General features: G+C 71.3%; 18 protein-coding genes. 17 read left to right on the top strand and 1 reads right to left on the bottom strand.

The window, feature by feature from the left end:
* Nucleotides 1–42: 42 nt before the first annotated feature.
* The 4 genes from H4F90_RS04730 (at nucleotide 43) to H4F90_RS04715 (ending at nucleotide 4,040) form a co-directional block, all read left to right on the top strand.
* The gene (locus H4F90_RS04730) at nucleotides 43–1,053 is read left to right on the top strand and encodes a 2-hydroxyacid dehydrogenase (protein WP_182661942.1); all 1,011 of its coding nucleotides are present in this window, start codon (nucleotides 43–45) and stop codon (nucleotides 1,051–1,053) included.
* A 130-nt stretch (nucleotides 1,054–1,183) separates the two neighbouring features.
* Nucleotides 1,184–1,735: a cytochrome b gene (locus H4F90_RS04725; RefSeq protein ID WP_182661941.1), complete on the top strand. Its 552-nt coding sequence runs from the start codon at nucleotides 1,184–1,186 to the stop codon at nucleotides 1,733–1,735.
* 297 nt (nucleotides 1,736–2,032) lie between these two features.
* Nucleotides 2,033–3,451 carry a DNA recombination protein RmuC gene (locus H4F90_RS04720; RefSeq protein ID WP_235972051.1) on the top strand — a complete coding sequence of 473 codons (1,419 nt, stop codon included), beginning with the start codon at nucleotides 2,033–2,035 and terminating at the stop codon, nucleotides 3,449–3,451.
* A gap of 130 nt (nucleotides 3,452–3,581) precedes the next feature.
* Nucleotides 3,582–4,040 carry a hypothetical protein gene (locus H4F90_RS04715; RefSeq protein WP_182661936.1) on the top strand — a complete coding sequence of 153 codons (459 nt, stop codon included), beginning with the start codon at nucleotides 3,582–3,584 and terminating at the stop codon, nucleotides 4,038–4,040.
* A gap of 20 nt (nucleotides 4,041–4,060) precedes the next feature.
* Here the strand turns inward: H4F90_RS04715 and ppsR are convergent, their stop codons facing one another.
* Entirely contained in the window at nucleotides 4,061–4,879 is an 819-nt protein-coding gene (gene ppsR, locus H4F90_RS04710) for a posphoenolpyruvate synthetase regulatory kinase/phosphorylase PpsR (RefSeq protein WP_182661934.1), read from the bottom strand.
* A gap of 278 nt (nucleotides 4,880–5,157) precedes the next feature.
* Here ppsR and ppsA point away from each other — a divergent pair, with 278 nt between their 5' ends.
* The 13 genes from ppsA (at nucleotide 5,158) to H4F90_RS04645 (ending at nucleotide 17,093) form a co-directional block, all read left to right on the top strand.
* On the top strand, nucleotides 5,158–7,551 hold the full coding sequence (gene ppsA, locus H4F90_RS04705) for a phosphoenolpyruvate synthase (protein ID WP_235971953.1): 2,394 nt from the start codon (nucleotides 5,158–5,160) through the stop codon (nucleotides 7,549–7,551).
* Between the two features lie 162 nt (nucleotides 7,552–7,713).
* A complete protein-coding gene (locus tag H4F90_RS04700; protein WP_182661930.1) occupies nucleotides 7,714–8,013 on the top strand; it encodes a hypothetical protein in 300 nt (99 codons plus the stop codon).
* Entirely contained in the window at nucleotides 8,010–8,624 is a 615-nt protein-coding gene (locus tag H4F90_RS04695; protein WP_182661928.1) for a tetratricopeptide repeat protein, read from the top strand. Before H4F90_RS04700 ends, H4F90_RS04695 begins: the two co-directional genes overlap by 4 nt.
* A 33-nt stretch (nucleotides 8,625–8,657) precedes the next feature.
* Nucleotides 8,658–8,915 carry a DUF4212 domain-containing protein gene (locus H4F90_RS04690; RefSeq protein WP_182661926.1) on the top strand — a complete coding sequence of 86 codons (258 nt, stop codon included), beginning with the start codon at nucleotides 8,658–8,660 and terminating at the stop codon, nucleotides 8,913–8,915.
* A gap of 1 nt (nucleotide 8,916) precedes the next feature.
* The gene (locus tag H4F90_RS04685) at nucleotides 8,917–11,040 is read left to right on the top strand and encodes a sodium:solute symporter family protein (RefSeq protein WP_182661924.1); all 2,124 of its coding nucleotides are present in this window, start codon (nucleotides 8,917–8,919) and stop codon (nucleotides 11,038–11,040) included.
* Nucleotides 11,041–11,201: 161 nt separating this feature from the next.
* The gene (rpsF, locus tag H4F90_RS04680; protein WP_182661923.1) at nucleotides 11,202–11,579 is read left to right on the top strand and encodes a 30S ribosomal protein S6; all 378 of its coding nucleotides are present in this window, start codon (nucleotides 11,202–11,204) and stop codon (nucleotides 11,577–11,579) included.
* A gap of 43 nt (nucleotides 11,580–11,622) precedes the next feature.
* The gene (gene priB / locus H4F90_RS04675) at nucleotides 11,623–11,943 is read left to right on the top strand and encodes a primosomal replication protein N (protein ID WP_182661921.1); all 321 of its coding nucleotides are present in this window, start codon (nucleotides 11,623–11,625) and stop codon (nucleotides 11,941–11,943) included.
* 4 nt (nucleotides 11,944–11,947) lie between these two features.
* Nucleotides 11,948–12,238 carry a 30S ribosomal protein S18 gene (rpsR, locus tag H4F90_RS04670; RefSeq protein WP_182661919.1) on the top strand — a complete coding sequence of 97 codons (291 nt, stop codon included), beginning with the start codon at nucleotides 11,948–11,950 and terminating at the stop codon, nucleotides 12,236–12,238.
* A gap of 11 nt (nucleotides 12,239–12,249) precedes the next feature.
* The gene (gene rplI, locus H4F90_RS04665; RefSeq protein ID WP_182661916.1) at nucleotides 12,250–12,702 is read left to right on the top strand and encodes a 50S ribosomal protein L9; all 453 of its coding nucleotides are present in this window, start codon (nucleotides 12,250–12,252) and stop codon (nucleotides 12,700–12,702) included.
* A 172-nt stretch (nucleotides 12,703–12,874) separates the two neighbouring features.
* Nucleotides 12,875–14,281, top strand: a complete 1,407-nt coding sequence (dnaB, locus tag H4F90_RS04660; protein ID WP_182661914.1) for a replicative DNA helicase — start codon at nucleotides 12,875–12,877, stop codon at nucleotides 14,279–14,281.
* Entirely contained in the window at nucleotides 14,278–15,180 is a 903-nt protein-coding gene (locus H4F90_RS04655) for an alpha/beta hydrolase (protein WP_182661912.1), read from the top strand. Before dnaB ends, H4F90_RS04655 begins: the two co-directional genes overlap by 4 nt.
* A 107-nt stretch (nucleotides 15,181–15,287) precedes the next feature.
* A complete protein-coding gene (locus tag H4F90_RS04650) occupies nucleotides 15,288–15,647 on the top strand; it encodes a cobalt-zinc-cadmium resistance protein (protein ID WP_182661910.1) in 360 nt (119 codons plus the stop codon).
* Nucleotides 15,648–15,782: 135 nt separating this feature from the next.
* A complete protein-coding gene (locus H4F90_RS04645) occupies nucleotides 15,783–17,093 on the top strand; it encodes a TolC family protein (protein WP_182661908.1) in 1,311 nt (436 codons plus the stop codon).
* Nucleotides 17,094–17,113: the final 20 nt, after the last annotated feature.

Here is a 17,113-nt window from a genome sequence, read left to right as displayed (position 1 = left end):
CTGCCGTCGCCTGTCCCGAACCCATCCCACCGTCCCCTCCGCATGGCCGCCTTTCCGCCCCCCAGCCGCCCGCGCGTGCTCATCACCCGTCGCATCTTTCCGGACCTGCAGGCCCGCCTGGCCGAGCACTTCGAGCTGCTGGACAACCCCGACGACACGCTGTGGTCGGCGGCCGAACTCCGCGCGCGCCTGGCTGGCTGCGTCGGCCTGATGTGCACGGCCGGCGAGCGGGTGGACGCCGCGCTGCTCGACGCCCACCCCCAGCTGCGCGTGGTGAGCAACATCGCGGTGGGGCTGAACAACATCGACCTGCACGCCTGCGCCGCCCGCGGCGTGCTCGTCACCCACACGCCCGACGTGCTGAACGAGACCACGGCCGATCTCGGTTTCGCGCTGCTGCTGGCCGCGGCCCGCAAGCTGTCGGAGGCCGAGCGCTACCTGCGCCGCGGCGAATGGACGAAGTGGGCGATCGACCAGTTCGCCGGCGCCGACGTGCACGGCAGCACCCTGGGCATCCTGGGCATGGGCCGCATCGGCCAGGCCGTGGCGCGGCGCGGCGCGCTGGGCTTCGGCATGAAGGTCGTCTATCACAACCGCTCGCGGCTGCCGGTGGAGACCGAGCAGGCCCTGGGCGCGCGCTGGGTCACCAAGGACGGCCTGCTGGCCGAGGCCGATCACCTGGTGCTGGTGCTGCCCTACACGCCGGCCAGCCACCACATCATCGGCGCGGCCGAGCTGGCCGCGATGAAGCCCGGGGCCACCCTGGTCAACATCGCGCGCGGCGGCATCGTCGACGATGCCGCCCTGGCCCGGGCGCTGGAGGCCGGCACGATCGGCGCGGCCGGCCTGGACGTCTACGAGAACGAGCCGGCCCTGCACCCGGCCCTGCTGAGCGCGCCCAACCTGGTGCTGACGCCGCACATCGGCAGCGGCTCGCTGGCCACCCGTCGGGCCATGGTCGGCCTGGCGGTCGACAACCTGGTGGCCGCCCTCGACTGCGGCCCCGACGCCGGTCGGCCGCCGGCCCCGGCGCCGAAGCCCGCGCCCGTCTGAGCCGGCCCGCGGCCGGCCCCTGCGACCGCGGGAAATCATCCCGGCGAGGGCCCGCCCCCTTGCCGACCCGGTCCGGGCTGCGCAGGATGCGCGCGCCCGACCGCTCCCCCGTCCCCTGGATCCCGCCGCCATGCCCCGCACGCCCCCGACCCCGCCGACCCGCTACAGCCAGCTGAGCGTGCTGCTGCACTGGCTGATGCTGGCCGTGATCGCCCTGACCGTCTTCTTCGTCGAGACGCGCATCTTTTTCGAGCGGGGCACCCCCGAGCGCGCCTTCTTCCGCGCCGCGCATTTCAGCCTGGGCCTGCTGGTGCTGGCCCTGGTCGGCGTGCGCCTGATCGCCCGGCTGCGCGGTGGCACGCCGCCGATCGTGCCGGCGCCGCCCCGGCTGCAGACCGCGCTGGCCCATGCCGCCCACGCGGCCCTCTACCTGATCATGTTCGGCATGCCGCTGGCGGGCTGGTTCATCCTCAGCCTGCGGGGCGATCCGATCCCCTTCTTCGGTCTGCAGCTGCCGCCGCTGGCAGCACCCGACGAGGCCTTGGCCAAGGTCATCCGCGGCTGGCATGGCGACATCGGCCGCGTGTTCTACGGCCTGGTCGGCCTGCATGCGGCGGCCGCGCTCTTCCACCATTACAAGCTCGGCGACAACACCCTGCGCCGCATGCTGCCCGGCCGCTGAGCCGCCGGGCCGGCCCCGCGGGCCGGTGCGGGCAGGGCAGGGCCGAGAATCCGCGCCATGCCCGACTGGATCCTTCTCCCCCTGGCCGCCCTGGCCCTGGCGCTGCTGGCGCTGAACCTCGTCTTGCTGCTGCGCCTGCGGGCGCAGCGAGCCGACGATTCGCCCGCCCAGGCAGCCACCCTGGCTGCCGTGCAGGCCCTGGCCCAGGCCCGACAGCAGGACAGCGACCGCCTGCTGCGCGAGCTGCACGACAGCGCCCGCGCCAACCGCGGCGAGCAGAACCAGACCCTGGCCCTGATGCAGCAGACCTTGCTGACCCAGGCGGGTGATGTGGCGCGCACGCAGAACGAGCAGATCGACAGCTTCCGTGCCCAGCTGGCCACGATGCAGCAGAGCATGGCCGACACCCTGGCCGCCACCACCCGCGAGCTGACCCACAGCGGACAGACCGCCCGGGAGGCGCAGGATGCCGCCTTTGCCCGCCTGCGCGAGGCCGTGGAGGCCGGTGCGCTGCGCCAGGCCCAGGCCCAGACCGAGGCGCAGCAGGCCGCGACGGCGCAGATCGGGGCCGGCCAGCAGCGTCTCACCGAGGCCCTGAGCGCGGCCCAGGCGCAGGCCGCCGAGGCCCAGCTGGGCCAGCTGCGCCAGCTCGGCGAGCAGCAGGCCCAGCGCCTGAACGAACTGCGCCAGACCGTCGAGCAGCGCCTGGCGGCCGTGCAGGCCGGCGTCGAGCAGCGCCTGGCCAGCCTGGCCGCCGACAACGAGAAGAAGCTCGAACAGATGCGCGCCACCGTCGACGAGAAGCTGCACGCCACGCTGGAGGCGCGCCTGGGCGAGAGCTTCAAGCAGGTGGCCGACCGGCTCGAGCAGGTGCACAAGGGCCTGGGCGAGATGCAGGGCCTGGCGCGCGATGTCGGCTCGCTCAACCGCGTGCTGAGCAATGTGAAGACGCGCGGCATCTTCGGCGAGGTGCAGCTGGCGGGCTTGCTGGAGCAGGTCTTCACGCCCGAGCAGTACGCCACCCATGTCGCCACCGTGCCGGGCAGCAGCGAGCGGGTGGAATTTGCCCTGCGCCTGCCCGGCCGCAGCCCGGCGGCCAGCGGGGCGGAGGCGCCGATCTGGCTGCCCATCGACGCCAAGTTCCCGCGCGAGGACTACGAGCGTCTGCTGGAAGCCCACGAGCGTGCCGATGCGCCGGCCGTGGAAGCCGCGGCCAAGGCCATCGAGGCCCGCCTGCGTGCCGAGGCCCGCAGCATCCGCGACAAGTACGTCGCGCCGCCGCACACCACCGACTTCGCCATCCTCTTCGTGCCCACCGAGGGCCTCTACGCCGAGGCCCTGCGCCGGCCGGGCCTGGTCGAGGCCCTGCAGCGCGAGTTCAAGGTCATGCTGGCCGGCCCCACCACCCTGCTGGCCGTTCTCAACAGCCTGCAGATGGGCTTCCGCACCCTGGCGCTGGAGAAGCGCTCGGCCGAGGTCTGGGAGGTGCTGGGCGCGGTCAAGACCGAGTTCGGCAAATTCGGCGCCATCCTCGAGAAGACCCGCAAGAAGATCGACGAGGCCGGCAAGACCCTGGACGACGCGGGGGTGCGCACCCGGGCCATGGACCGCCGTCTGCGCAGCGTGGAGGCCCTGCCCGAAGCCCGCGCGGCCGAGCTGCTGCCCGGTCTGCTGCAGGGCGGGCTGGACGAGGCCGACACCGCGCCCGAGGCCTGAGCCCGCACGGGGGCCGGGCCGCGCCGGGCGGACGACCCGCAGCAAGCCCCCGGCCGGCCCGCTCGGCACCGGCTGTGGCTACAGTGCAGCCCTGCCGGGCGCGGGTCCCGGGCTGCGATGGAGCGTCGAGATGCGTCTGCCCCCTGTCCTTGCGCTGGCCTGCGGTCTGATGGCGGTCGCCCTGCCGGCGCCCGCCTACGAGCAGACGTTCCCCGACCCGGGCGTGGTCGTCAGCGTGCCGGCCCTGAAGGGGACGGCCGGGCTCCAGGTCGAGCTGCATGCCCAGGCCCTGCCGGAAGCCGACAGCACCCGGGTCTGCGCCGGGCGCTTTCTGCGCGAGCTGGTCAAGCGGCCGGACATGCCCGACCGCGACCGCATCTACCGCGCGCCCCTTGATCCGGCCAACTTCCTCGTGCTCTACATCCTCGAGAGCGGCGGCCGCAAGGTGCTGCACGCGCATCTGTTGGGCACGCTGCCCGGCAGCCATTGCCTGGACGTGCATTTCAGCCAGGCGATGCAAGCCGAGGACGAGACCGAGGCCTGGCGCCAGAGCTTCGCCGGCGCCAGCCTGCGCCCGAGCCCGCGCTGAGGGCGGGGCGCCGTCGCGCTTCAGTACACCAGCCGGTCCGGCCGGATGTCCCGCAGGATCGTGGTCGCGATCTCCTCGATCGACTTGTGCGTGGACGAGAGCCAGGCGATGCCGTCGCGGCGCATCATCTGTTCGGCCTGGGCGACCTCGGCGCGGCAGTTCTCGAGCGAGGCGTAGCGGCTGTTGGGCCGCCGCTCATTGCGGATCTCGGACAGCCGGTCGGGTGCGATCGTCAGGCCGAAGCATTTGCTCTTGTAGGGCTTGAGGGCCGGCGGCAGGTGGCCCCGGTCGAAGTCCTCGGGGATCAGCGGATAGTTGGCGGCCTTCACCCCGTGCTGCATGGCCAGGTAGAGCGAGGTCGGCGTCTTGCCCGAGCGGCTGACGCCGACCAGGATCACGTCGGCCTCGGCCAGGTTCTTCGAGGACTGGCCGTCGTCGTGGGCCAGCGTGAAGTTGATGGCCTCGATGCGGTCGCTGTACTCCTGGCTCTTGGAGACGTCCGAGAAGCGGCCGACGCGGTGGTTGGAGGTGATGCCCAGCTCATCCTCCAGCGGTTCGACGAAGGTGCGGAACATGTCCATCACCAGCGCCGGCGCCGAGCAGACGATGCGGTGCGCCTCGGGTTCGATCACGGTGATGAACACGATGGGCTTGCGGCCCTCGCGCTCGCCGGTCTCGGCAATCTCGCGGACCACCTGATGGGCCTTGTCGGGGGTGTCGATGAAGGGCCGCCGGACATGCCGGACCGAGATCGCGAACTGCGCAAGGATGGAGTTGCCGAAGGTTTCGGCGGTGATGCCGGTGCCGTCGGAGACGTAGAAGACGGTGCGCTGGGCCATGGCGGGTCCGTGCAGTCGGACAGGGGAAGGGGTGTCAAGCATAGGGCCCGCCCACCCCGCGGCCGCTGACAGGCGTGAACCCTGAGGGATCTGCGGCGTCCGGACGACGCAGCGCTTCGGGTTCTCCCGGGTCTCGCGCCCGCGGTCCTTACAATCGCGCCGCAACGCAGGGGTGGCGCGTTCCGGTGTCCGGACCCAGAAGAGCAAGAACAGGTCGGGCGGCCGTCGAGCACGCCATGCGCCCCCGCCCCGGTTTTTTTACTCTCTGGAGCATTGTCATGGCCCTCTTCGAAGCGACTGCCCTGGTCGTTCCCTTCGAGCAACTCCGCATGGAGGACGTCGACACCGTCGGCGGCAAGAACAGCAGCCTCGGCGAAATGATCAGCCAGCTCGCCGCCTCCGGCGTGCGGGTGCCGACCGGCTTCGCGACCACCGCCCACGCCTTCCGCGACTTCCTGACCTTCAACGGCCTGACCGAGAAGATCAACGCCCGCCTGGCCGCCCTCGACACCGAGGACGTACGCGCCCTGGCCGAGGCCGGCGCCGAGATCCGTGGCTGGGTCGAGCACGCGCCCTTCCCGCCGGCCCTAGAAGCCGGCATCCGCGAGGCCTTCGCCACCCTCTCGGGCGGCGACGCCAGCGCCTCCTTCGCCGTGCGCTCCTCGGCCACCGCCGAAGACCTGCCCGATGCGAGCTTCGCCGGCCAGCAGGAGAGCTTCCTGAACGTGGTGGGCATCGAGACCGTGCTGCTGAAGATCAAGGAAGTCTTCGCCAGCCTCTACAACGACCGCGCGATCAGCTACCGCGTGCACAAGGGCTTCGCCCATGCCGAGGTGGCGCTCTCGGCTGGCGTGCAGCGCATGGTGCGCTCCGACCTGGGCGCGGCCGGCGTGATGTTCACCATCGACACCGAGTCGGGCTTCAAGGACGTGGTCTTCATCACCTCCAGCTACGGCCTGGGCGAGACGGTGGTGCAGGGCGCGGTGAACCCCGACGAGTACTACGTCCACAAGCCCATGCTGGCCGCGGGCAAGCGTGCGGTGATCCGCCGCAACCTGGGCAGCAAGCTGATCAAGATGGTGTTTGCCTCGCCCGAGGAAAAGGCCGCCAGCGGCAAGCTGGTCAAGACGGTCGACACCGTCACCGAGCAGCGCAACCGCTACAGCCTGAGCGAGGCCGAGGTCACCGAGCTCGCGCAGTACGCGATGACCATCGAGAAGCACTACGGCCGCCCGATGGACATCGAGTGGGGCAAGGATGGCGTCGACGGCAAGCTCTACATCCTGCAGGCCCGCCCGGAGACGGTGAAGAGCCAGGCCGAGGGCAAGGTCGAGCAGCGCTTCAAGCTCAAGGGCAGCAGCACGGTGCTGGCCGAGGGCCGCGCCATCGGCCAGAAGATCGGCACCGGCCCGGTCCGCCTTGTGCACAGCATCAGCGAGATGGACAAGGTGCAGCCCGGCGACGTGCTGGTCACCGACATGACCGACCCGAACTGGGAGCCGGTGATGAAGCGTGCCAGCGCCATCGTCACCAACCGCGGCGGCCGCACCTGCCATGCGGCCATCATCGCGCGCGAGCTGGGCATTCCGGCCGTGGTCGGCTGCGGCGACGCGACCGCCACGCTGAAGGACGGCCAGCTGGTCACCGTGGCCTGCTCGGAGGGCGACACCGGCCTGATCTATGACGGCCTGCTGGAGACCGAGATCACCGAGGTCACGCGTGGCGAGCTGCCGCCCTCGCCGGTGAAGATCATGATGAACGTCGGCAACCCGCAGCTGGCCTTCGACTTCGCGCAGATGCCCAACAGCGGCGTCGGCCTGGCGCGGCTCGAATTCATCATCAACAACAACATCGGCATCCACCCCAAGGCCATCCTCGACTATCCGAACGTCGATTCGGACCTGAAGAAGGCGGTCGAGAGCGTGGCCCGTGGCCACGCCAGCCCGCGTGCCTTCTACGTCGACAAGCTGGTCGAGGGCATCGCCACCATCGCTGCGGCCTTCTGGCCCAAGGCGGTCATCGTGCGTCTGTCGGACTTCAAGTCCAACGAGTACAAGAAGTTGATCGGCGGCAGCCGCTACGAGCCCGAGGAAGAGAACCCGATGCTGGGCTTCCGCGGCGCCTCGCGCTACATCAGCGCCGACTTCGGCGAGGCCTTCGCGATGGAGTGCGAGGCGCTCAAGCGCGTGCGCAACGAGATGGGCCTGACCAATGTCGAGATCATGGTGCCCTTCGTCCGCACGCTGAAGCAGGCCGAACGCGTGAACGCGCTGCTGGCCGCCCAGGGCCTCAAGCGGGGCGAGAACGGCCTGCGCCTGATCATGATGTGCGAGATCCCGAGCAACGCCATCCTGGCCGAGCAGTACCTGCAGCATTTCGACGGCATGTCGATCGGCTCCAACGACCTGACCCAGCTCACCCTGGGCCTGGACCGCGATTCCGGCCTGGAACTGCTGGCGGCCGACTTCGACGAGCGGGATCCGGCTGTCACCGCCCTGATCTCGCTGGCCATCAAGGCCTGCCGGGCGCAGGACAAGTACATCGGCATCTGCGGTCAGGGCCCCAGCGACCATCCTGACTTCGCCGACTGGCTGACCGACCAGGGCATCGTCTCGATTTCCCTGAACCCGGACACGGTGATCGAGACCTGGCAGCGCCTCGCGGCGCGCTGAGTCCGGCGGGCGGCGCGCCCGCCTGTCCCGAGCGGGGCCCTGGCGCGAGCCAGGGCCCCGCGGTCTTTCTACGGGTCTTCCCGCAAGGGCGGCCGGACCTGCCCCGCGCGTCAGAGGGCCGTAAGTCGCGGGCTGAACAGTCGCGGCCCGAACAGGAGTCCCATGCTCTGGCTGGCCGTCACCGTGAAATTGCTCGCCGAGATCGCGCTGATGGCCTTGGTGGGCCGCGCACTGCTGGGCCTGCTGGCCGGCGCGGGACGCGAGCGCAACGCGGTCTATCGCCTGCTCGACCTGCTCAGCCGTCCGGCACTGCGGCTGTTCCGTGCCCTCAGCCCGCGCCGCGTGCTGGACCGTCACCTTCCCCTGATGGCCACGCTGGGCCTGGTCTGGATCTGGCTGGGGGCGCTGCTGCTCAAGCTGGCCGAGTGCCGGGCGCTGCCGGGTCAGGCCCTGTGCCGATGAGCGTTTCGACCCCGGGGCAGGGCGGGCGCGGTCTGCGTCACCGGCTGCTGCATCTGCGGGCCCGCCTGTGGCTGAGCCTGGGCCGTGCGCAGCCTGCCCTGGCGGACTACCAGCGCCTGCTGGACCGGGCGCCGGACGATGCGCATGCCCGCGCCAGCCGCGCCCACCTGCTGGCCCGCGCCGGCCACCGGGAGGCGGCGCTTGCCGACCTGCGCGCCCTGGTCGTGCAGCAGCCCCAAGCGGCGACGGCCTGGTTCAACCTCGGCTACCTGCTGGAGGCCGGTGGCGATCTCGACGAGGCCGTGGCGGCCTTCCGCCAGGCCCTGGCCCTGGAGCCCCGGCTGGACCGCGCCGCCTACGGACTGGGTCTGGCCCTGATCGGCCTGCGCCGGCTCGACGAGGCCGTGCCGGCGCTGGAGCAGGCCACCCGCCTGCAGCCGATGAGCCCGGCGCCCTGGCTGCAGCTGGGGCGGCTGCAGGCCGAACGCGGCGAGCCTGCCGCCGCGAGGGCCGTGCTCGAACGACTGCGCGGCTTCGAGCCCCGGGTGGCCGAGCAGCTGGCCCGGGATCTGGCCGGCCCTCCCACTGCCTTCGGCACCCGCGGGCGCTAAGCCGCCGCCGCCCCTGCCTGCGCCGCCCCCCCCATGTCCTCGCCTTCCCTCGCCCGCAGCTACTGGCGGAAGAACCTCCAGCTGACCTCCTTGCTGCTGCTGGTCTGGTTCGGCGTCACCTTCGGGGTGGCTTTCTTTGCCCGCGAGCTCAGCTTCAGCTTCTTCGGCTGGCCCTTCAGCTTCTGGGTGGCCGGGCAGGGCGCGCTGATCGTCTACCTGCTGCTGATCGCCTGCTATGCCGCCTGCATGAACCGGCTGGACCACGCCCACGGCATGGCCGAGGAAGAGTGAGATGAGCGAGCGCGCGAAGCCGCCCCAGCGCCTGTCGGCCGCCGCCCAGAGCCGCGTCTTCCGGGCCCGCCTGAACCGGGTCTATGGCTGGTACAGCGGCGGCTTCATCGTCTTCGTCGTCGCGCTGGCGATCCTGGAGCAGCGTGGCATGCCGCGCAGCTGGATCGGTTTCACCTTCCTGATCGTCACCCTGGGGCTCTATGCCGGCATCGGCATCATGAGCCGCACGACCGACACGGCGGAGTACTACGTGGCCGGCCGGCGCGTGCCGGCGGTCTACAACGGCATGGCCACCGGCGCCGACTGGATGTCGGCGGCCAGCTTCATCGGCCTGGCCGGCACGCTCTATCTGAGCGGCTACGGGGGCCTGGCCTTCATCCTTGGCTGGACCGGCGGCTATTGCCTGGTCGCACTGCTGCTGGCGCCCTACCTGCGCAAGTTCGGGCAGTTCACGATCCCGGACTTCCTGGGCGAGCGTTACGGCGGGCATGCGGCCCGCGCGGTCGGCATGTTCGCCGCCATCCTCTGCTCCTTCACCTATGTGGTGGCGCAGATCTACGGGGTCGGCCTGATCAGCACGCGCCTGACGGGCGTGGCCTTCGAGATCGGCATCTTCCTCGGCCTGGGCGGCATCCTGGTCTGCTCCTTCCTCGGCGGCATGCGGGCGGTGACCTGGACCCAGGTCGCGCAGTACATCATCCTGATCGTGGCCTACATGGTCCCGGTGGTCTGGCTGTCGGTGAAGCAGACCGGGGTGCCGCTGCCGCAGGCGGTCTATGGCTACCAGCTGGAGAAGGTCAGCGAGCGCGAGCGGGCGCTGTTGGCCGATCCCCGCGAGCAGGAGGTGATCGACATCCTGCGCCGCCAGGCCGACGAGGCGGCCGACAAGCTGCGCAACGTGCCGGCGGCCATGGTGGCCGACCGCGCGGCGGCCGAGGCCCGGCTGGCCGAGCTGAAGACCCGATCGGATCTGGTGCCGCTGGCCCAGATCCAGGCTGCCGAACGCAGCTTGGCCGCCCTGCCGCCGACCGAGGCCGAGGCCGCCCGGGCCTACGAGAAGGCCCGCGCCAGCGCCGATGCCCGAGCACGGCCCCTGGCCGGCATGCCGCCGCACGCCGCACAGTTCAGCGGCGATCCCGACGGCGATGCCGCGGATCGGCAGGCCTACACCGAGTCGCGGCGCAACTTCCTGGCCCTGGTCTTCTGCCTGATGATCGGCACGGCCGCGCTGCCGCACATCCTGATGCGCTACTACACGACGCCGACGGTGAAGGAGGCGCGAGAGTCGGTCACCTGGTCGCTGCTCTTCATCGTGCTGCTCTACATCACCGCGCCGGCCCTGGCGGTGCTTGTGAAGTTCGAGGTCTTCAACAACCTGGTCGGGACCTCCTTCGAGCAGCTGCCGACCTGGATCGCCAGCTGGGCCAAGGTGGATCCCGGCCTGCTGTCGGTCAGCGACATCAACCGGGACGGCGTACTGCAGCTTGCCGAGTTGAAGATCGGCGGCGACATCATCGTGCTGGCCACGCCCGAGATCGGCGGCCTGCCCTATGTGGTCTCGGGCATGGTTGCCGCCGGCGGTCTGGCGGCCGCCCTCTCGACGGCCGATGGCCTGCTGCTGACCATCGCCAATGCGCTGTCGCACGATCTCTACTACAAGATGATCGATCCCAATGCCTCGACGGCGCGACGCGTCACGCTGTCCAAGATGCTGCTGCTGGTGGTGGCCCTGGCCGCGGCCTACGTGGCCGCACAGAAGCCGGCCGACATCCTCTTCCTCGTCTCCGCGGCCTTCTCCTTCGCGGCCGCCGCCTTTTTCCCGGCCCTCGTGCTCGGGGTGTTCTGGAAGCGCGCCAACGGTCCGGGCGCGGTGCTCGGCATGGTGGCCGGCCTGGGCATCACCTCGTACTACATGGTGATGAACCAGCCCTGGCTGCGGAAGGTCTTCGGCATCGAGCAGCCGATCGAGCTCTGGTTCGGCATCTTGCCGATCTCGGCCGGCGTCTTCGGCGTGCCGCTGGGCTTTGCCGTGATCGTGCTGGTCAGCCTCCTCACCCCGCCGCCCGGGCCGCGGGTGCAGGCCCTGGTGGAAGGGCTCCGTTATCCGCGTCCGCCCGTTCCTTGAGGATCGGCCCCGGACGGGGCCTCAAAAGCCTTATACTCGCGGGCTTTTCCCTTGCTGCACCCGGTGTTGACGCTCCGGGGCAGCTTCCCCGCCGAAGCGGTGCGCGGGCCGGAGGATCCGGTTCCGTCACGCCGCAAGGTGGTCATCCACAAGGAGCTCGAATGCGTCATTACGAGATCGTCCTGCTGATCCATCCGGATCAAAGCGAGCAGGTGCCCGCCATGCTGGAGCGTTACAAGGCCAGCATCACCGCATCCGGTGGCGCGGTGCACCGTGTCGAAGACTGGGGTCGCCGTGCGCTGGCCTACCAGATCCAGAAGCTCGCGAAGGCCCATTACCTGTGCCTGAACATCGAAGTCAGCAAGGAAGCGCTGGCCGAGCTGGAGACCGGCTTCAAGTTCAACGACGCCGTGCTCCGTCACCTGACGGTGCAGAAGAGCAAGGCCGAGACGACGCCCTCCATCATGATGAAGGCCGTCGAGCGCGAAGAAGCCCGCAAGTCGGCCCAGGCTCCCGCCCAGCCGGAGAACGCGGCCTGATGTCCGTCCCGATGTCGTCGGCAGCCGCTGACCTGCACCACGCGTGAACCGCGTCGTGCTCACGGGCAGCCTGGCTGAACGCGGCATCCTGCGCTACACCCCTGCCGGCCTGCCGGCCCTGGACCTGCGTCTCACGCATGCCTCCGAGGTCGTCGAAGCCGGTGCCGTCCGGAAGATCGCTTTCGAGATCCGTGCCCTCGCCCTCGGCGAGCTGGCCGGACAGGCCGCCCAGCTGGCGGTCGGCGAGGCGATCCAGGTCGAGGGCTTCCTCGGCCCGGCCTTCCGCGGTGCTGGGGTGCGGTTGCATGTGACGGGCTTCCAGCCGATGTCTTCCCCCCCGATACGTTCGAAAGTTCAGGAGTAACACCATGGCCCCTCCCCGTGGCAAAGGCAAGTTCAGCAAGGACCGCAAGGGCAAGCGCAACACCCAGTCCCTGCTTTTCCGTCGCAAGCGGTTCTGCCGCTTCACCGTCGCCGGTGTCGAAGAGATCGACTACAAGGATGTCGACACCCTGCGTGACTTCATCGGCGAGAACGGCAAGATCACCCCGGCCCGCCTGACCGGCACCCGGGCGATCTACCAGCGTCAGCTGACCGTCGCCATCAAGCGCGCGCGCTTCCTGGCGCTCGTGCCCTACAGCGACCAGCACAAGGTCTGAGGAGACGCACGATGCAAGTGATCCTGCTCGACAAGATTGCCAACCTCGGCAACCTCGGTGACGTCGTCCGTGTCAAGGACGGCTACGCCCGCAACTTCCTGATCCCGACCGGCGCCGCCCGCCGCGCGACCGAGTCGGCCGTCAAGGAATTCGAAGCCCGCCGTGCCGAGCTCGAGCGCGTCGCCGCCGAGAAGCTGGCCACCGCCCAGGCCCTGGGCGAGAAGCTGTCCGGCTCGACCGTCCGCATCAGCCAGAAGGCCGGTGTCGACGGCCGTCTGTTCGGCTCGGTGACCAATGCCGACATCGCCGAGGCCCTGAAGGCCGCCGGCCACGAGATCGCCAAGGCCCAGGTCCGCCTGCCCAACGGTCCGCTCAAGACCCTCGGCGACCACGCCGTCAGCGTCGCGCCGCACACCGATGTCGTCGTCGACATCACCGTGTCGGTCTACGCCCTGGCCGACTGATCGTCGCCTCGACCCGTCGCGGCCTCCGAGCGGGGGCCGCGCCGCAAAGGCCGGCTTCATGCCGGCCTTTTTTCTTGCCGTCGGCCGCTCGGACCCTTGTCCGACCCGGACCCCCAGCTTGTCCACAGCCTTGTCCCCAGGGCAGGCTGCAGGCTGCCCGTAAGATCTTCGGATGACCGCCTTGCTCGATTCCTCCGCCCCGCCCGATGCCGAAGTGGCTCGCCTGCGCGTCCCGCCGCACTCGATCGAGGCCGAGCAGAGCGTGCTGGGCGGCCTGCTGATCGACAACTCGGCCTGGGACCGTGCCGGCGACCTGCTGAACGACAGCGATTTCTACCGCCACGAGCACCGCCTGATCTACGCCGCCATCGGCGCGCTGATCGGCCAGGCCAAGCCGGCCGACGTGATCACCGTGCACGAGCAGCTGACCAGCCTGGGCAAGGCCGAGCAGGTCGGCGGGCTCGTGTACCTGAACGCGCTGGCGCAGAGCGTCCCGAGCGCGGCGAACCTGCGCCGCTATGCGGAGATCGTTCGCGAGCGTGCGGTGTTGCGCAAGCTCGTGGCCACCAGCGACGAGATCGCCACCGCCGCCTTCAACCCGCAGGGCCGGCCGGTCTCGACCATCCTCGACGAGGCGGAGAACAAGATCCTGCGCATCGGCGAGGAGGGCAGCCGCAACCGCAACGGTTTCCAGAGCATGGACAGCCTGGTCGTGCAGCTGCTCGACCGCGTGCAGGAGCTGGCCGACCACGGTGCCGACGACGTGACCGGCGTACGCACCGGCTTCTACGACCTCGACAAGATGACGGCCGGCCTGCAGCCCGGCGACATGGTCGTGCTGGCCGCGCGGCCCTCCATGGGCAAGACCGCCTTCGCGCTGAACATCGCCGAGCATGTGGCCGTGCAGGAGGGCCTGCCGGCGGTCGTCTTCTCGATGGAAATGGGCGCGGCCCAGCTCGCGCTGCGGATGGTCGGATCGCTCGGCCGCATCGACCAGCAGCACCTGCGCACCGGCAAGCTGGCCGATCACGAATGGGGCCAGCTCTCCGAGGCGGTGGAGCGCCTGCGCAACGTCAGCCTCTTCATCGACGAGACCCCCGGCCTGACCCCGGCCGAGCTGCGCGCCCGTGCCCGCCGCCAGGCGCGGACCTGCGGCAAGCTCGGCCTCATCGTGATCGACTACCTGCAGCTGATGACCGGCTCCGGCGGCAGCGAGGAGAACCGCGCGACCGAGCTGGGCGAGATCTCGCGCGGCCTGAAGTCCCTGGCCAAGGAGCTGCAGTGCCCCGTCATCGCGCTGTCGCAGCTCAACCGCTCGGTGGAAAGCCGGACCGACAAGCGACCGATGATGTCCGACCTGCGGGAATCGGGCGCGATCGAGCAGGACGCCGACGTCATCATGTTCATCTACCGTGACGAGTACTACACCAAGGACGCCTGCAAGGAGCCCGGCGTGGCCGAGATCATCATCGCCAAGCAGCGGAACGGCCCGGTGGGCACCGTCAAGCTGGCCTTCGTGCGGCCCCTGACCCGCTTCGAGAACCTCGCGCCGGGCTACATCGGCGTCGACCACGAATGAGCGCGCCCGGGCTCCCGCAGCTCCAGCGGCGTCGCCTGCTGGCCGGCGGCGGCCTGCTGCTGGCCGGCCTGGGCGGCTGTTCGGTGACGGCGATCAACGAGCGCGTGCCCGCGGACACCCACCGCTTCCTCGGCGCGCTCGACTACGGCCCGCATCCCCGCCAGAAGCTCGATCTCTACCTGCCGGTTGGCCCCGTGCCGGCGGCCGGTCACCCCTGGCTCTTGTTCTTCTACGGCGGTTCCTGGAACCGCGGCGAGCGCGCCGACTACCGCTTCGTCGGCGAGGCCTTCGCTTCCGCCGGCATCGCCTGCGCCGTGGCCGACTACCGGCTCTATCCCGAGGTCCGCTACCCCGATTTCCTGCACGACAGCGCGCGCGCCTACGCCTGGCTTCGGGCCGAGGCCGGACGCGGTCCGCTGGACCGCCGCCGCGGCTTCGTCGCCGGCCACAGTGCCGGCGCCTACAACGCGGCCATGCTCGCGCTCGATCCGCGCTGGCTCGCGGCGCAGGACCTGCATCCGCGCGACCTGGCCGGCTGGGCCGGCCTGGCCGGCCCCTACGACTTCACGCCCATCCGCAACCGCGAGGTGCAGCCCGTCTTCCACCATCCCGCGGTGCCACCCGAGTCGCAGCCGCTGGCCCATGCCGCGGACCTGCGCCCGCCACGCCCCGCCTTCCTGGCCGCGCCCCTGAGCGACTGGCTGGTGGGCACCGAACGCAACACCGGCGGCCTGGCTCGCGCGCTGCGCGCGGCCGGGGGCTCGGTGACCGAGCGCATCTACGACACCGCCACCCACATCACATTGGCCGCTGCGCTCTCGCGCGACCTGCGCTGGATCGCGCCGGTCCACGCCGACCTGCTCGACTTCCTGCGGCAGACGCCGCCTGCGGGCGGCTGAGGCCTGGCGAGCCCCCCCCGCCCGCGCAGCCCCCGGGCCGCTTTGCAGGCGAGCCGGGGCAGGGCGGCCCGCCAGTGGCCCGTGAGGCCTCGCTACACTGCGCCCCGATGCGTCGCTTCCTCGTCCTGCTGCTGCTTGTGATGGCCCCGGTCCAGTTCAGCTGGTCGGCGGTGGCCGCGTACTGCCTGCACGAGGTCGAGCTCAGCCGTGCGGCGCACTTCGGCCACCATGCCCATGCGCATGAAGCGGGTCCCGAAGAAGCGGCCGACGAGGCCACCGAGCCCGGGCTGGCGGGTGTCGACCGCGATTGCGGTCACTGCCAGGCCACCCAGCCGGTCTTGCCGCTGCAGCCCCCGGTCGCCGCCACGCCGCCGGGCCTGCTGGCCCTGCCGGCCCTTGTTCCGAACCGGCCTCCACCGGCCAGCGCCTCCCGACCCGAACGCCCGCAGTGGCCCGGCCTCGCCTGATCGGCGAGGCAGCTTGCGCGTTCACGCGTCCTCTTCCCCGCGGGGCCCGGCCGGCTTGTGCCGGCCGGACCTCCGGCGACCGCCCGGTCGCTGCCCGCCGATCTCCTGTCTGCTTTCCCAAGCCTGGAGCATCGGATGTCCTTCTTCTTCGCCCGCGGTGGGCGTGGTGTGTCGCCAGACGCGGCATGGCCCGCGCCTAAGCCGCTTCGCCCCCCGCTTCGATGGGCCCGCGTCGGGTCCGCGATCCTTGCGCTCGTCCTGCTGCCCGCCGCCGCCGGGGCCCAGGCGCCAGAGCCCCGACTCAGCCTGGCCGAGGCGCTGGAACAGGCCTGGGCCCGCCAGCCCGAGGCCCGGGCGCTGGCGGCCCGTCGCGACGCGGCCCACGCCCAGCGCCAGGCTGCCGACGCCTTCGGTCCCGGAGCCGCCCGGCTGGAGCTGGCCCAGCGCCTGGACGCCCGCGGTCCCGAGCGCGGCCTGCGTGAGCTGGAACTGGGCCTGGCGCTGCCGCTGTGGCGGACTGGCGAACAGTCCGCCGGCCGGGCCCTGGCCGATGCCCGGCGCCAGGCGCTGGAGAGCGAGACCACGGCGGCCCGGCTCGCGCTCGCCGGCCAGTTGCGCGCGCGCTGGTGGCCCCTGCTGCTTGCCGAGTCCGACCGCGAGCTGGCCGAGGCTCAGCACCAGCTGACGCTCCGCCTCGTCGAGGACGTCGACCGCCGCGTGCGGGCGGGGGACCTGGCGCGGGCCGATGCCCACCAGGCCCGCATCGCCGAGGCCACGGCCCGGGGTGCGCTGGCCCGGGCGGAGGGGGCCGTCCGCATCGCCCGCCAGCAGCTCGCTGCGCTGATGGGCCAGCCCCTGGGGGCCCGGCCGAATCAAGACGCAGAGCCTCCGCCGGACGAGGCTGCGCTTCCCGCGGCCGCGCACCTGGCCCTGCAGGCCCTGCAGGACCAGCTGCACGCGGCCGAGCGTCAGCTCGCGCTGCAGGCCCAGCAGGAGCGGGCCAGTCCCGAACTCCGCATCGGGGCCCTGCAGGAGCGCGGCCGCAGCGGCGAGCGCAGCAGCACCGCGCTGCAGCTGGGCCTGAGCCTGCCGCTGGGCGAGGGCGCCCGCCAGACCGCCCGCCTGGCGGCCGCCCGGGCCGAAGCCGACGCCCTGCGTGCACAGCTCGCGCTCGGCCAGGCCCGGCTCGCGGCGGAGCAGGCCGAGGCCGCCGCGCGCGTGCAGGCCCTGGCCGAGGAGCAGGAGGCCGCCGCACGGCGCGCCCGCCTGGCCGAGGAGACCGCCGGCTTCCTGCGCCGCGCCTTCGAGCTGGGCGAGACCGATCTGCCAAGCCGCCTGCGCATCGAGGCCGAAGCCGCCACCGCGCGCCGCGAAGCCGTCCGTCTGCGCCTGGAACACGCCGCCGCCCTGTCGGGCTGGCGCCAGGCGATCGGGCTCCTGCCCTGATCGCCCACCTCTTGAACGAG

It is taken from the genome of Aquariibacter albus, from assembly GCF_014145335.1.
In the GTDB taxonomy this organism is placed as follows: Bacteria; Pseudomonadota; Gammaproteobacteria; order Burkholderiales; family Burkholderiaceae_C; genus Aquariibacter; species Aquariibacter albus.
This window is presented reverse-complemented; position numbering and strand designations above follow the sequence as displayed.

Excerpts from the sequence above, each read along its gene's own strand:
- H4F90_RS04730 (WP_182661942.1), top strand. The coding sequence starts at position 43 with ATGGCCGCCTTTCCGCCCCCCAGCCGCCCGCGCGTGCTCATCACCCGT.
- H4F90_RS04725 (WP_182661941.1), top strand. The coding sequence starts at position 1,184 with ATGCCCCGCACGCCCCCGACCCCGCCGACCCGCTACAGCCAGCTGAGC.
- H4F90_RS04720 (WP_235972051.1), top strand. The coding sequence starts at position 2,033 with ATGCAGCAGACCTTGCTGACCCAGGCGGGTGATGTGGCGCGCACGCAG.
- H4F90_RS04715 (WP_182661936.1), top strand. The coding sequence starts at position 3,582 with ATGCGTCTGCCCCCTGTCCTTGCGCTGGCCTGCGGTCTGATGGCGGTC.
- ppsR (WP_182661934.1), bottom strand. The coding sequence starts at position 4,879 with ATGGCCCAGCGCACCGTCTTCTACGTCTCCGACGGCACCGGCATCACC.
- ppsA (WP_235971953.1), top strand. The coding sequence starts at position 5,158 with ATGGCCCTCTTCGAAGCGACTGCCCTGGTCGTTCCCTTCGAGCAACTC.
- H4F90_RS04700 (WP_182661930.1), top strand. The coding sequence starts at position 7,714 with ATGCTCTGGCTGGCCGTCACCGTGAAATTGCTCGCCGAGATCGCGCTG.
- H4F90_RS04695 (WP_182661928.1), top strand. The coding sequence starts at position 8,010 with ATGAGCGTTTCGACCCCGGGGCAGGGCGGGCGCGGTCTGCGTCACCGG.
- H4F90_RS04690 (WP_182661926.1), top strand. The coding sequence starts at position 8,658 with ATGTCCTCGCCTTCCCTCGCCCGCAGCTACTGGCGGAAGAACCTCCAG.
- H4F90_RS04685 (WP_182661924.1), top strand. The coding sequence starts at position 8,917 with ATGAGCGAGCGCGCGAAGCCGCCCCAGCGCCTGTCGGCCGCCGCCCAG.
- rpsF (WP_182661923.1), top strand. The coding sequence starts at position 11,202 with ATGCGTCATTACGAGATCGTCCTGCTGATCCATCCGGATCAAAGCGAG.
- rpsR (WP_182661919.1), top strand. The coding sequence starts at position 11,948 with ATGGCCCCTCCCCGTGGCAAAGGCAAGTTCAGCAAGGACCGCAAGGGC.
- rplI (WP_182661916.1), top strand. The coding sequence starts at position 12,250 with ATGCAAGTGATCCTGCTCGACAAGATTGCCAACCTCGGCAACCTCGGT.
- dnaB (WP_182661914.1), top strand. The coding sequence starts at position 12,875 with ATGACCGCCTTGCTCGATTCCTCCGCCCCGCCCGATGCCGAAGTGGCT.
- H4F90_RS04655 (WP_182661912.1), top strand. The coding sequence starts at position 14,278 with ATGAGCGCGCCCGGGCTCCCGCAGCTCCAGCGGCGTCGCCTGCTGGCC.
- H4F90_RS04650 (WP_182661910.1), top strand. The coding sequence starts at position 15,288 with ATGCGTCGCTTCCTCGTCCTGCTGCTGCTTGTGATGGCCCCGGTCCAG.
- H4F90_RS04645 (WP_182661908.1), top strand. The coding sequence starts at position 15,783 with ATGTCCTTCTTCTTCGCCCGCGGTGGGCGTGGTGTGTCGCCAGACGCG.